The organism is Streptomyces rubiginosohelvolus, from assembly GCF_014649875.1.
In the GTDB taxonomy this organism is placed as follows: domain Bacteria; phylum Actinomycetota; class Actinomycetes; order Streptomycetales; family Streptomycetaceae; genus Streptomyces; species Streptomyces rubiginosohelvolus.
The window spans coordinates 119,263-132,147 of sequence record NZ_BMTW01000010.1; the positions used below are offsets into that span (position 1 = coordinate 119,263).

Here is a 12,885-nt window from a genome sequence, read left to right on the forward strand (position 1 = left end):
GTGGTCAGCCCTCCGAGGGGGCGAGGCGCGAAAGCTCCGCCTCGGTCGACTTGAGCAGGTCGTTCCAGGACGCCTCGAACTTCTCGACGCCCTCGTCCTCCAGCAGCTGTACGACCTCGTCGTACGAGATGCCGAGCTTCTTGATGGCGTCCAGGTCCGCGCGCGCCTGGTCGTAGCCGCCGGCGACGGTGTTGCCGGTGATCTCGCCGTGGTCGGCCACCGCCTCCAGCGTCGCCTCCGGCATGGTGTTCACCGTGTTCGGCGCCACCAGGTCGTCGACGTACAGCGTGTCCTTCAGCGACGGGTCCTTGACGCCGGTCGAGGCCCACAGCGGACGCTGCTTGTTGGCCTGCGCCTTGTCCAGGGCCGTCCAGCGGTCGGAGGAGAAGACCTCCTCGTACGCCTCGTAGGCCAGGCGGGCGTTGGCCAGGGCGGACTTGCCCTTGGCGGCCTTCGCCTCGTCGGAGCCGATAGCGTCCAGACGCTTGTCGATCTCGGTGTCCACGCGGGACACGAAGAAGGACGCCACCGAGTGGATCTTGGAGAGGTCCAGGCCCGCGGCCTTCGCCTTCTCCAGGCCCGCCAGGTAGGCGTCCATGACCGCGCGGTAGCGCTCCAGCGAGAAGATCAGCGTCACGTTGACGCTGATGCCCCGGCCGATCGTCTCGGTGATCGCCGGGAGGCCCGCCTTGGTGGCCGGGATCTTGATGAGCGTGTTCGGCCGGTCGACCAGCCAGGCCAGCTGCTTGGCCTCGGCGGTGGTGGCCAGGGTGTTGTGGGCCAGACGCGGGTCCACCTCGATGGAGACCCGGCCGTCCTGGCCGTCGGTGGCGTCGAAGACCGGGCGCAGGATGTCGGCGGCGTCGCGGACGTCCGCCGTCGTGATCATGCGGACCGCTTCCTCGACGGTGACCTTGCGGGCGGCGAGGTCGGTGAGCTGCTGCTCGTAACCGTCGCCCTGCGAGATCGCCTTCTGGAAGATCGACGGGTTGGTGGTGACGCCGACGACATGGCTCTGGTCGATCAGTTCGGCCAGGTTGCCGGACGTGATCCGCTTGCGCGACAGGTCGTCGAGCCAGATCGCCACGCCCTCGTCGGAGAGGCGCTTGAGTGCGTCTGTCATGAGTTGCATCTCCTACTAGTCGTATCTACCGGCGTCAGCGTGCTGCGGCTTCGAGAGATTCCCGCGCGGCGGCGGCCACGTGCTCCGGCGTGAAGCCGAACTCGCGGAACAGCACCTTCGCGTCGGCGGAGGCCCCGAAGTGCTCCAGCGAGACGATCCGGCCGGCGTCGCCCACGTACCGGTACCAGGTCAGGCCGATGCCCGCCTCGACGGCGACGCGCGCCTTCACCGACGGCGGCAGCACGCTGTCCTTGTAACCCTGGTCCTGCTCCTCGAACCACTCGACCGACGGCATCGAGACCACCCGGGTCGGCACACCGGCCGCCTGGAGCTGCTCGCGCGCCTCGACGGCGACGTGCACCTCGGAACCGGTCGCGATGAGCAGCACCTGCGGCTCGCCACCTTCGGCCTCGAACAGGACGTAACCGCCCTTGGCCGCGTCCTCGTTCGCCTCGTACGTCGGCACGCCCTGGCGGGTCAGCGCCAGACCGTGCGGGGTGCCCTTGCCGAACACCTTGGTGTAGCGGCGCAGGATCTCGCGCCAGGCGATGGCGGTCTCGTTGGCGTCGGCCGGGCGCACGATGTTCAGGCCCGGGATGGCGCGCAGCGAGGCCAGGTGCTCGACCGGCTGGTGGGTCGGGCCGTCCTCGCCGAGACCGATCGAGTCGTGCGTCCACACGTACGTCACCGGCAGGTGCATCAGCGCGGAGAGCCGCACCGCGTTGCGCATGTAGTCGGAGAACACCAGGAAGGTGCCGCCGTAGATGCGGGTGTTGCCGTGCAGCGCGATGCCGTTCATCGCGGCGGCCATCGCGTGCTCGCGGATGCCGAAGTGGATCGTGCGGCCGTACGGGTCGGCCTCCGGCAGCGGGTTGCCCGCCGGGAGGAACGACGACGTCTTGTCGATCGTCGTGTTGTTCGAGCCCGCGAGGTCGGCGGAGCCGCCCCACAGCTCGGGCACGATCTCACCGAGCGCCTGGAGCACCTTGCCGGAGGCGGCCCGGGTGGCCAGACCCTTGCCGGGCTCGAAGACGGGGAGCTTCTCCTCCCAGCCCTCGGGCAGCTCGCCCGCGGCGATCCGGTCGAAGGAGGCGGCGCGCTCCGGGTTGGCCGTGCGCCACGCGGCGAACGACTTGTCCCACTCGGCACGGGCCTCGCGGCCGCGGTCCAGGGCCTCGCGGGTGTGGCCGATGACCTCGGCGGAGACCTCGAAGGTCTGCTCCGGGTCGAAGCCGAGGACCCGCTTGGTCGCCGCGACCTCGTCGTCGCCGAGCGCCGAGCCGTGCGCGGCCTCGGTGTTCTGGGCGTTCGGGGCGGGCCAGGCGATGATCGAGCGGGCCGCGATGAACGAGGGGCGCTCGGTCTCGGCCTTCGCCGCCTGCAGCGCCGCGTACAGACCCGCCGGGTCCAGGTCGCCGCTCGGCAACTGGTCGACACGTTGCACGTGCCAGCCGTACGCCTCGTACCGCTTGATGGTGTCCTCGGAGACCGCGGTCTCCGTGTCACCCTCGATGGAGATGTGGTTGTCGTCCCAGAGCAGGACCAGGTTGCCCAGCTTCTGGTGCCCGGCCAGCGAGGACGCCTCGGCCGAGATGCCCTCCTGGAGGCAGCCGTCGCCGGCGATGGCCCACACCATGTGGTCGAAGGGGGAGGTGCCGGGGGCCGCCTCGGGGTCGAACAGGCCGCGCTCGTAGCGGGCGGCCATCGCCATGCCCACCGCGTTGGCGACACCCTGGCCCAGCGGCCCGGTCGTCGTCTCGACCCCGGTGGTGTGGCCGTACTCCGGGTGGCCCGGGGTCTTGGAGCCCCAGGTGCGGAAGGCCTTCAGGTCGTCCAGCTCCAGCCCGTAGCCGGCCAGGTAGAGCTGGATGTAGAGCGTCAGGCTGGAGTGGCCGGCGGAGAGGACGAAGCGGTCGCGACCGGTCCACTCGGCGTCCGCGGGGTCGTGCCGCATCACCTTCTGGAACAGGGTGTACGCGGCAGGAGCCAGGCTCATCGCCGTGCCCGGGTGGCCGTTCCCGACTTTCTGTACGGCGTCCGCAGCGAGGACGCGGGCGGTGTCCACGGCCCGCTGGTCCACATCGGTCCACTGGAGGTCTGTGGTGGTCGGCTTGATGCTCACCCTGAGTCAGGGCTCCTCTCCACTGTTGTAAACCGGTGACCGTTACCGCACCGGGCGCTGTCGAGCCTACCCCCGTTGCCGGGCGCACTTTCCGTGCACTTTCCAGGGTGTGGGCGACCCGTGGAGTTCGCCTCCCGGCGGAATGCACATCCGGCGAACAGTCACCCCCAACACGACCCCACCCCCGCGAAGGGCGGTGTATCCCCAACGTCTAGAGTGGTCGAGTTCGCGCAAGTCTTCACAAGGGCCTCCATGCCCGGAGCTTGCTGGGATTTCTCTGTCAGGGGTGTGCGTGACGGCCGTCGAGTCCCGACCCGCAGGGGTCGCCTTGACTCCCAGCCCAGGGGGCCATCGCCCGTTCGGGGCCCGCGTCAAGGCATTCGTGGCGCTTACCAAGCCACGGATCATCGAGCTGCTGCTCATCACCACCGTTCCGGTGATGTTCCTCGCTGCCCAGGGTGTACCCGACCTGTGGCTCGTTCTCACGACCACCATCGGGGGATACCTCTCCGCGGGCGGCGCCAACGCGCTCAACATGTACATCGACCGGGACATCGACGCGCTGATGGACCGTACGTCCCAGCGCCCGCTGGTCACGGGCATGGTCAGCCCCCGCGAATGCCTGGCCTTCGGCATCGGCCTCGCGGTGTTCTCCACGCTCTGGTTCGGGCTGCTGGTCAACTGGCTCTCGGCCGCCCTCGCGCTCGGCGCGCTGCTCTTCTACGTCGTCGTCTACACGATGCTGCTGAAGCGCCGCACCTCCCAGAACATCGTCTGGGGCGGTATCGCGGGCTGCATGCCGGTCCTCATCGGCTGGTCGGCCGTGACGAACACGGTCTCCTGGGCCGCCGTCATCCTCTTCGCCGTCATCTTCTTCTGGACGCCGCCGCATTACTGGCCGCTGTCGATGAAGGTCAAGGACGACTACGCCCGGGTCGGCGTCCCGATGCTCCCGGTCGTCGCCACCAACCGGGTGGTCGCCAAGCAGATCGTCCTCTACAGCTGGGTGATGGTCGCGGTCTCGCTGCTGCTCACCCCGCTGGGCTACACCGGCTGGTTCTACACCGCGGTGGCGCTGCTCTCCGGCGGCGCCTGGCTCTGGGAGGCCCACGGCCTGCAGAACCGCGCCAAGGCCGGGGTGACCGGGGCCAAGCTCAAGGAGATGCGGCTCTTCCACTGGTCCATCACCTACGTCTCGCTCCTCTTCCTGGCCGTCGCGGTGGACCCCTTCCTCCGCTGACACCCCCGCTTCCGGTGTACGGGCGGGTCGCGTGGCACAAGCCACGCGACCCGCCCGTCGCCAGTTCATCTACCCGTCGGTAGCATCCTGTTCATGGCAGAGACGGCAGCAGACGCAGCGGACACCGAGCAGACCTCACGGACGGACGCCAGGAAGGCGGCGCGCGACGGGCGCAGGGCGGCGAAGCTCGCCCGCGAGATCGGCGCCTTCGCCAAGGAGCACGGCGGCGCGGAGGGGCAGCTCGCCTACATCGGCCAGGCCGGCGCCCGTATCGTCCTGGTCGGCCAGGACGGCGCCTGGGGCGACCTCGTGGCCCCGACCTACGCGGTGGCCGAGAGCGCGGCCGCGAAGTCCGGCATCACGATGCACGACGAGTTCGACGGCGAGTTCGCGCTCAAGGTCCGCACCGGCCCGTACGAGTGGTCCCGGATGGCGGGGATCCAGGTCGGCGGCCCGTCCAACGACCGCTGAGGCTTCCACCTCGGACGGTGTCCCGTCCGGGGGCTCACCCGTTAGGCCGTGCGTAGACACGCCGTCCCAGGGAGCCCCGGATGACCGACCCCGTGCCCGTGGCCGATCTGGTCGACCAGAACTGCCACGGAGTGCTCCGCACCGAGCTGGGCCTCGGCACCTTCGAGGCCCGGCTCGGCGCCGCCCGCTCCCCGGCCGCCCCCGGCACCACCTTCTTCGACACCCAGACCGGCTTCGCCGTACGCCGCTGGTGCCCGCCCCTGCTCGGCCTCGAAGCGCACTGCCCGCCCGCCTCCTATCTGGCCCGGCGGCGCGAACTGGGCGTCGCCGAGACCTCCCGCCGCCTACTGCGCGCCGCCGGGGTCTCCGCCCACCTCGTCGACACCGGCCTCCCCGGCGACCTCACGGGACCGGCCGAGATGGCCTCGGCGGCCGGGTCCGACGCCCGGGAGATCGTCCGGCTGGAGGTCCTCGCCGAGCAGGTCGCCGACACCTCGGGCACCGTCGACGCCTTCCTCGTCAACCTCGGCGAGGCCGTGCACACCGCCGCCTCGTCGGCCGTCGCCTTCACCTCCGTCGGCGCCGCCCCGTACGCCGCCCCCGAGCCGCCGGGACCGGTCCGGGTGCGGGCGGCGGCCGGGCGCTGGCTGGCCCGGCGGGAGGCGGAGCGCCGGGCCGCCCGCCGGGGCGCGGCGGGCCGGGAGGGCGGCGGGGCGCCCGTCGAACCGGAGCTGCTGGACCATCTGCGCTGGTCCGCGGTGGCCTGCGGGCTGCCGCTGCAACTGCGCCTGGGCACCGCGGACCCGGCCCGCCTCGCCGACTTCGCCGCCGCCACCGAGGGGCACGGCTGCGACCTCGTCCTCCTGCACGGCTACCCGTACCACCGGCAGACCGCCGCGCTGGCAGGCCGGCATCCCCACGTCTACGCGGACCTCGGGGCCGTACCGGCGCGGACGGGGGCGCGGGCGGCGGCCGTGCTCGCGGAGGTCATGGAGCTGGCGCCGTTCGGCAAGCTGCTGTTCTCCAGCGGGGCGCAGGCCCTGCCGGAACTGCACCTGGTGGGCGCGCGGCAGTTCCGCGAGGCGCTGGGGCGGGTGCTGGGCGCCTGGGTCGAGGACGGCGCGTGGACCCCGCAGGACGCGGCCAGGGTCGCCAGGATGATCGGGTCGGGCAACGCGCGCCGGGTGTACGGGCTGGGGTGAGGGGCCGGGACATGAGGAAGGGGCGGCAGGCCCCCCGGCCCGCCGCCCCTCACCCGCCGTACGTGTGTCTGATTCAGGCGGCCGTCGCCGGTGCCGTCTCCGGCCGCTCGGCGGAGGGGCCGGGCAGCGGGGCGGGCGTGTCGTCGCCGCGCTCGCGCATGCTCAGGACGAGCCGGACCACGGCGATCAACAGGACGGCCGAGCCGAACATGTGGATGCCGACCAGGATCTCGGGGACGTCGCTGAAGTACTGCACGTAACCGATCGCTCCCTGGGCGAGCAGGACGAGCAGCAGGTCACGGGCGCGGGCCCGGGTGTCGGCGGGCGCGTCGACCACCCGCAGGGCCAGCCACATCGCGATGGCCAGCGCGCAGACCACCCAGGCGGCGATGGCGTGGACATGGGCGGCGGCCGACCAGTCCCACGGCATGCGCGGTACGTCGCTGCTGTCGCCGGCGTGCTTGCCGGAACCGGTCACCGAGGTGCCCAGCACGATCAGGACGACCGTGGTCGCGAGGATCGCCCAGGACAGTCGGCGCACCGGCAGGGGGGTCCGGGGCCGCGGCGGGCCGTCGCCCTCGTCGATCCGCACCCAGGTGATCACGGCGATCGCCAGGAGCACGTTGGCCAGCAGGAAGTGCCCGGCCACCGTCCACGGGTTGAGTCCCGCCCAGACCGTGATCCCGCCGAGAATGGCGTTGCCCAGCACGATCCAGAACTGCGACCAGGCCAGCCGGGTCAGCTTGCGGCGGCGCGGCTTCATCGAACTGACGGCGATGATCGCCCAGCCGACCGCGGCCGACAGCACGTAGGCCAGCATCCGGTTGCCGAACTCGATCGCGCCGTGCAGCCCCTGCTCGGGCGTCGCGAACAGGCTGTCGTCGGTGCACTTGGGCCAGGTGTCGCAGCCGAGACCCGAACCGGTGAGCCGGACGGCCCCGCCGGTGATGATGATGAAGACGCTCATCAGAATGGCGGAGAGCGCGGCGCGCTTCACCACCTTGGTGGACGGCGTCCAGCGCTTGGCGATGAGGGAGATGGGGGTTTCCACGCGGACCATCGTAGGACGGGGCTTGTGCGCGTTTTCACGAGGGGTGGTTCGTGGCGGCTTGCCGTGAAGATCCCTGCCGCCGCGCTACTCCCAGCGGAAGAACTTCGCCGCCGCGCCGAGCCCCAGCACCGCCCACACCGCGAGGATCCCGGCCTGGGTCCACGGCATCGACGCGCCGTGCTGGAGGACGTCCCGCAGCCCCTCCGAGAGCGCCGAGACGGGCAGCAGCCCCAGCACCGACTGCACCGCGTCCGGGAACTTGTCCAGCGGCACGATGACCCCGCCGCCGACCAGCAGCAGCAGGAAGACCAGATTGGCGGCGGCGAGCGTCGCCTCCGCCTTCAGCGTCCCCGCCATCAGCAGCCCGAGCCCGGAGAACGCGGCGGTCCCGAGGACGAGGAGCAGCAGCACCGAGAGCGGGTTGCCCTCGGGTGACCAGCCGAGCGCGAAGGCGATCGCCGTCAGCAGCAGGATCTGGAGCACCTCGATGACCAGCACCGACAGCGTCTTCGCGGTCATCAGCGCCCAGCGGGGCAGCGGGGAGGCCCCGAGCCGCTTGAGGACCCCGTAACGGCGTTCGAAGCCGGTGGCGATGGCCTGGCCGGTGAAGGCGGTGGACATCACGGCGAGCGCCAGGATGCCCGGGGCGAGGAAGTCGACCGACGCGCCCGCGCCGGTGTCCACGATGTCCACCGCACTGAACAGCACCAGCAGCAGCGTCGGGATGATCACCGTCAGCAGCAGCTGCTCGCCGTTGCGCAGCAGCATCCGGGTCTCCAGCGCGGTCTGCGCGGCGATCATCCGGGGGAGCGGGGCGGCGCCGGGGCGCGGGGCGTACGTACCGGCGCTCATGCGCGCAGCTCCTTGCCGGTCAGTTCGAGGAAGACGTCCTCCAGGGTGTGCCGCTCGACCGAGATGCCGTCGGGCATCACGCCGTGCTGGGCGCACCAGGAGGTCACGGTGGCCAGCAGCTGCGGGTCGACGCTCCCGGTGATCCGGTACGTCCCCGGCAGCGGCTCGGCGGCCCCGCAGCCGTCGGGCAGCGCCTTGAGGAGGGAGCCGAGGTCGAGCCCGGGGCGGCCGGTGAAGCGCAGGGTGTTCTCCGCGCCGCCCCGGCAGAGCTGCTCCGGGCTGCCCTGGGCGATGACCCGGCCCGCGTCGATGATCGCGACGTCGTCGGCGAGCGTTTCGGCCTCGTCCATGAAGTGGGTGGTCAGCACCACGGACACCCCGTCGGCGCGCAGCTCGCGCACCAGGTCCCAGGTGGACCGGCGGGCCTGCGGGTCGAGGCCGGCGGTCGGCTCGTCCAGGAAGACCAGCTCGGGCCGGCCGACGACCGCCAGGGCCAGCGAGAGCCGCTGCTGCTGGCCGCCGGAGAGCCGCCGGTAGGTGGTGCGGCCGCAGTCGCCGAGGCCGAGGCGCTCGATCAGGGCGTCCACGTCGAGAGGATGGGCGTGCAGCCTTGCCATGTGGCGGAGCATCTCGTCGGCGCGCGCGCCGGAGTACACGCCGCCGGACTGGAGCATCACCCCCACCCGCGGACGCAGCCGCTCCGCGTCGGCGACCGGGTCGAGGCCGAGGACCCGTACGGTGCCCGCGTCGGGGCGGCGGTAGCCCTCGCAGGTCTCGATGGTGGTGGTCTTCCCGGCGCCGTTCGGGCCGAGGACGGCGGTCACCGCGCCGGCCGCGACGGCCAGATCGAGGCCGTTCACCGCGGTCTTCGCGCCGTACCGCTTCACCAGGCCGGTGACCTGTACGACGGGCTCGTTCTCCATGGCGCACCAGTCTAGGCAGCGGTCGGCGGGGGCCTTCCCGCGGGGCCAGATTAGGTAACCCTAAGTGACGAACCACACCGTAGATCGTTTCGGACCGTGGTTGTCAGGGTCGAATGAATTACGCAACAATGGTGTTGTGAAATACGACGGACGGGCTCCTCAGGAGGAACTCGCGACCGGTGAGCGCTCGACGCGCAACCGGGTCGCGCGCTCCATCCTGGACCACGGTCCCTCCACCGTCGCGGACCTCGCCAAGCGACTCGGCCTCACCCAGGCCGCCGTCCGCCGCCACCTGGACGCCCTCGTCTCCGACGATGTCGTCGAAGCCCGTGAACAGCGGGTGTACGGGGCACGGACCCGCGGCAGGCCCGCCAAGGTGTTCGCCCTGACCGACTGCGGCCGGGACGCCTTCGACCAGTCCTACGACAAGCTGGCCGCCGACGCCCTGCGCTTCATCGCCGAGTCCGGCGGGGACGAGGCGGTCATCGCCTTCGCCCGCGCCCGGATGGCCGCGACGGGCGAGGCGTACCGCGCGGCGGTCGAGGCCGCGGAGCCCGAAGGGCGCACCGAGGCCCTGGCCAAGGCCCTGTCCGCCGACGGGTACGCTGCTACGGCGCGAAGCGCGCCGGGCCCGCAGCAGGGCGAACAGCTGTGTCAGCACCACTGCCCGGTGGCGCATGTCGCCGAGCAGTTCCCACAGCTGTGCGAGGCGGAGACGGAATTCTTCTCCAGCCTCCTCGGGACCCATGTGCAGCGGCTGGCCACCCTCGCCCACGGCGACGGCGTGTGCACGACCTACGTGCCGCGAAGTGGCCACGCAGCACCCCCACAGACCACCCATTCAGCATCTGCAAGCACGGCCGGGAGGAACCCCGCATGACGCTCCCCACGGAGACTGCCCACCCTGAGCTCGAGGGTCTGGGTACGTACGAATTCGGCTGGGCCGACTCCGACGCGGCAGGCGCGGCGGCGAAGCGCGGTCTCTCCGAGGCTGTCGTCCGCGACATCTCGGAGAAGAAGAACGAGCCCGAGTGGATGCTGAAGCTGCGGCTCAAGGGCCTCAAGCTCTTCGGCAAGAAGCCCATGCCCAGCTGGGGCTCGGACCTGTCGGGCATCGACTTCGACAACATCAAGTACTTCGTGCGCTCCACGGAGAAGCAGGCCGCCTCCTGGGAGGACCTGCCCGAGGACATCAAGAACACGTACGACAAGCTCGGCATCCCCGAGGCGGAGAAGCAGCGCCTCGTCGCCGGTGTCGCCGCGCAGTACGAGTCCGAGGTCGTCTACCACCAGATCCGCGAGGACCTGGAGGAGCAGGGCGTCATCTTCCTGGACACCGACACCGCGCTGAAGGAGCACCCGGAGCTCTTCAAGGAGTACTTCGGCACCGTCATCCCGGTCGGCGACAACAAGTTCGCCTCGCTGAACACGGCCGTGTGGTCCGGCGGCTCGTTCATCTACGTGCCCAAGGGCGTCCACGTGGACATCCCGCTCCAGGCCTACTTCCGTATCAACACGGAGAACATGGGCCAGTTCGAGCGGACGCTGATCATCGTCGACGAGGACGCCTACGTCCACTACGTCGAGGGCTGCACCGCCCCGATCTACTCCTCGGACTCGCTGCACAGCGCCGTGGTCGAGATCATCGTGAAGAAGGGCGGCCGCTGCCGCTACACGACCATCCAGAACTGGTCGAACAACGTCTACAACCTGGTCACCAAGCGGGCCGTGGCCTACGAGGGCGCGACCATGGAGTGGGTCGACGGCAACATCGGCTCCAAGGTCACCATGAAGTACCCGGCCGTCTACCTGATGGGCGAGCACGCCAAGGGCGAGACCCTGTCCATCGCCTTCGCGGGCGAGGGCCAGCACCAGGACGCCGGCGCCAAGATGGTCCACATGGCCCCGAACACCTCCTCCAACATCGTCTCCAAGTCGGTGGCGCGAGGCGGCGGCCGTACGTCCTACCGCGGACTGATCGAGATCGGCGAGGGCGCGCCGGGCGCGAAGTCCAACGTCCTCTGCGACGCTCTGCTCGTCGACACGATCTCCCGCTCGGACACCTACCCCTACGTCGACGTCCGCGAGGACGACGTGTCGATGGGCCACGAGGCGACCGTCTCCAAGGTCTCCGAGGACCAGCTCTTCTACCTCATGAGCCGCGGACTCACCGAGTTCGAGGCCATGGCGATGATCGTGCGCGGCTTCGTCGAGCCGATCGCCAAGGAGCTGCCCATGGAGTACGCCCTGGAGCTCAACCGGCTGATCGAGCTGCAGATGGAGGGTTCGGTCGGCTAGTCCTCGACCCGAGGACGATACGGGGCGGTCGCACGCGGCCGCCCCGGCCCCCCACCGAACCACCCCCCTTCTTGACTGAGAAAGCGAGCACTACAACAGCCATGGCTGAGGCTCAGAACACTCCGGTGGGCTCCACCACCGCCGGCTCCATCGCGGTCGCCGCCGAGTCGACCGTCGCCACCCGCATGAGCGCACCCCCGTCCTTCGACGTCGCGGACTTCCCCGTCCCGCACGGCCGCGAGGAGGAGTGGCGCTTCACGCCGCTGGAGCGCCTGCGCGGACTGCACGACGGCACCGCCGTCGCCACCGGCAGTGGCGTGAAGGTCGCCATCGAGGCCCCCGAGGGTGTCACCGTCGAGACCGTCGGCCGGGACGACTCCCGGCTCGGCAAGGCCGGCACCCCGGTGGACCGGGTCGCCGCCCAGGCGTACAGCTCCTTCGAGCAGGCCTCGGTCGTCACGGTCGCCAAGGAAGCCGTGCTCACCGAGCCGATCCGGATCGCCGTGCACGGCGAGGGCGGCACCGCCTTCGGCCACCAGCTCATCGAGCTGGGCGCCTTCGCCGAGGCCGTCGTCGTCATCGACCACACCGGTGACGCGGTGCTCGCCGCCAACGTCGACTACGTCCTCGGTGACGGCGCCAAGCTGACCGTCGTCTCCGTCCAGGACTGGGACGACACGGCCGTCCACGTCGGCCAGCACAACGCGCTGGTCGGCCGGGACGCCTCCTTCAAGTCGATCGTCGTCACCTTCGGCGGCGACGTCGTGCGCCTGCACCCCCGGGTCGCCTACGCGGCCACCGGCGGCGAGGCGGAGCTCTTCGGTCTGTACTTCACCGACAAGGGCCAGCACCAGGAGCACCGCCTCCTGGTCGACCACAACACCCCGCACTGCAAGTCCAACGCGGTGTACAAGGGCGCCCTCCAGGGCGACGGCGCGCACGCCGTCTGGATCGGCGACGTCCTCATCCAGGCCGCGGCCGAGGGCACCGACACCTACGAGATGAACCGGAACCTCGTCCTCACCGACGGCGCCCGGGTCGACTCCGTGCCCAACCTGGAGATCGAGACCGGCGAGATCGTCGGCGCCGGCCACGCCTCGGCGACCGGCCGCTTCGACGACGAGCAGCTCTTCTACCTCCAGTCCCGCGGCATCCCCGCCGAGGAGGCCCGCCGCCTGGTCGTGCGCGGCTTCTTCGCCGAGCTGGTCCAGCAGATCGGCCTGCCGGACGTCGAGGAGCGGCTCATCGAGAAGATCGAGGCCGAGCTGAAGGCGTCCGTCTGATGTCCTTCGTCAAAGCCTGTGCGCTGAGTGAGCTGGAGGACGACACCCCCAAGCGGGTGGAGCTCGACGGCACACCCGTCTCCGTCGTCCGCACCGAGGGCGAGGTGTTCGCGATCAACGACATCTGCTCGCACGCGAACGTCTCCCTCTCGGAGGGCGAGGTGGAGGACTGCGCGATCGAGTGCTGGCTGCACGGATCGTCGTTCGACCTCCGCACCGGCAAGCCGTCCGGTCTTCCCGCGACGCGCCCCGTCCCCGTATACCCCGTAAAGATCGAAGGGGACGATGTGCTCGTCTCCGTCACCCAGGAGTCCTGAGTC

The 12,885-nt window shown here is 70.7% G+C and carries 12 protein-coding genes; 7 read left to right on the top strand and 5 right to left on the bottom strand.

Features of this window, described 5'->3' with window-relative positions; translation table 11 throughout:
• Positions 1-4: 4 nt before the first annotated feature.
• Together tal and tkt are read right to left on the bottom strand one after the other, a co-directional pair.
• Entirely contained in the window at positions 5-1,123 is a 1,119-nt protein-coding gene (gene tal, locus IE134_RS22330) for a transaldolase (RefSeq protein ID WP_030713318.1), read from the bottom strand.
• A gap of 34 nt (positions 1,124-1,157) precedes the next feature.
• Positions 1,158-3,245 carry a transketolase gene (gene tkt / locus IE134_RS22335; RefSeq protein WP_097886095.1) on the bottom strand — a complete coding sequence of 696 codons (2,088 nt, stop codon included), beginning with the start codon at positions 3,243-3,245 and terminating at the stop codon, positions 1,158-1,160.
• 286 nt (positions 3,246-3,531) lie between these two features.
• Here tkt and IE134_RS22340 point away from each other — a divergent pair, with 286 nt between their 5' ends.
• From IE134_RS22340 to IE134_RS22350, 3 genes are all read left to right on the top strand, one after another.
• Positions 3,532-4,485: a heme o synthase gene (locus tag IE134_RS22340; protein ID WP_029182345.1), complete on the top strand. Its 954-nt coding sequence runs from the start codon at positions 3,532-3,534 to the stop codon at positions 4,483-4,485.
• 93 nt (positions 4,486-4,578) lie between these two features.
• Positions 4,579-4,956, top strand: coding sequence for a hypothetical protein (locus IE134_RS22345; protein WP_030713322.1), 378 nt, complete (start codon positions 4,579-4,581; stop codon positions 4,954-4,956).
• 80 nt (positions 4,957-5,036) lie between these two features.
• Entirely contained in the window at positions 5,037-6,158 is a 1,122-nt protein-coding gene (locus IE134_RS22350; RefSeq protein WP_189431506.1) for an amidohydrolase family protein, read from the top strand.
• A 73-nt stretch (positions 6,159-6,231) separates the two neighbouring features.
• Here IE134_RS22350 and IE134_RS22355 read toward each other — a convergent pair whose 3' ends face one another.
• The 3 genes from IE134_RS22355 to IE134_RS22365 form a co-directional block, all read right to left on the bottom strand.
• On the bottom strand, positions 6,232-7,218 hold the full coding sequence (locus tag IE134_RS22355; protein ID WP_030713328.1) for a COX15/CtaA family protein: 987 nt from the start codon (positions 7,216-7,218) through the stop codon (positions 6,232-6,234).
• Between the two features lie 75 nt (positions 7,219-7,293).
• Entirely contained in the window at positions 7,294-8,061 is a 768-nt protein-coding gene (locus IE134_RS22360; RefSeq protein WP_030713331.1) for an ABC transporter permease, read from the bottom strand.
• Positions 8,058-8,984, bottom strand: a complete 927-nt coding sequence (locus tag IE134_RS22365; protein ID WP_030713335.1) for an ABC transporter ATP-binding protein — start codon at positions 8,982-8,984, stop codon at positions 8,058-8,060. Before IE134_RS22365 ends, IE134_RS22360 begins: the two co-directional genes overlap by 4 nt.
• 136 nt (positions 8,985-9,120) lie before the next feature.
• On the opposite strand from IE134_RS22365, the gene IE134_RS22370 reads away from it, so the two are divergent.
• From IE134_RS22370 to IE134_RS22385, 4 genes are all read left to right on the top strand, one after another.
• Complete coding sequence (locus IE134_RS22370) at positions 9,121-9,864, top strand: helix-turn-helix transcriptional regulator (RefSeq protein WP_030713337.1); 744 nt, start codon at positions 9,121-9,123, stop codon at positions 9,862-9,864.
• Positions 9,861-11,282 (top strand): Fe-S cluster assembly protein SufB, encoded by a 1,422-nt coding sequence (gene sufB / locus IE134_RS22375; RefSeq protein WP_018488135.1) that lies wholly within the window; start codon positions 9,861-9,863, stop codon positions 11,280-11,282. Before IE134_RS22370 ends, sufB begins: the two co-directional genes overlap by 4 nt.
• 101 nt (positions 11,283-11,383) lie before the next feature.
• Entirely contained in the window at positions 11,384-12,565 is a 1,182-nt protein-coding gene (gene sufD, locus IE134_RS22380; RefSeq protein WP_029182346.1) for a Fe-S cluster assembly protein SufD, read from the top strand.
• Positions 12,565-12,882, top strand: coding sequence for a bifunctional 3-phenylpropionate/cinnamic acid dioxygenase ferredoxin subunit (locus IE134_RS22385; protein WP_003969893.1), 318 nt, complete (start codon positions 12,565-12,567; stop codon positions 12,880-12,882). Before sufD ends, IE134_RS22385 begins: the two co-directional genes overlap by 1 nt.
• Positions 12,883-12,885 lie beyond the last annotated feature (3 nt).

What these genes read in the sequence shown, in the direction of transcription:
- tal (WP_030713318.1), bottom strand. Translation starts at nt 1,123, where the DNA reads ATGACAGACGCACTCAAGCGCCTCTCCGACGAGGGCGTGGCGATCTGG.
- IE134_RS22345 (WP_030713322.1), top strand. Translation starts at nt 4,579, where the DNA reads ATGGCAGAGACGGCAGCAGACGCAGCGGACACCGAGCAGACCTCACGG.
- IE134_RS22350 (WP_189431506.1), top strand. Translation starts at nt 5,037, where the DNA reads ATGACCGACCCCGTGCCCGTGGCCGATCTGGTCGACCAGAACTGCCAC.
- IE134_RS22355 (WP_030713328.1), bottom strand. Translation starts at nt 7,218, where the DNA reads ATGGTCCGCGTGGAAACCCCCATCTCCCTCATCGCCAAGCGCTGGACG.
- IE134_RS22360 (WP_030713331.1), bottom strand. Translation starts at nt 8,061, where the DNA reads ATGAGCGCCGGTACGTACGCCCCGCGCCCCGGCGCCGCCCCGCTCCCC.
- IE134_RS22365 (WP_030713335.1), bottom strand. Translation starts at nt 8,984, where the DNA reads ATGGAGAACGAGCCCGTCGTACAGGTCACCGGCCTGGTGAAGCGGTAC.
- sufB (WP_018488135.1), top strand. Translation starts at nt 9,861, where the DNA reads ATGACGCTCCCCACGGAGACTGCCCACCCTGAGCTCGAGGGTCTGGGT.
- sufD (WP_029182346.1), top strand. Translation starts at nt 11,384, where the DNA reads ATGGCTGAGGCTCAGAACACTCCGGTGGGCTCCACCACCGCCGGCTCC.
- IE134_RS22385 (WP_003969893.1), top strand. Translation starts at nt 12,565, where the DNA reads ATGTCCTTCGTCAAAGCCTGTGCGCTGAGTGAGCTGGAGGACGACACC.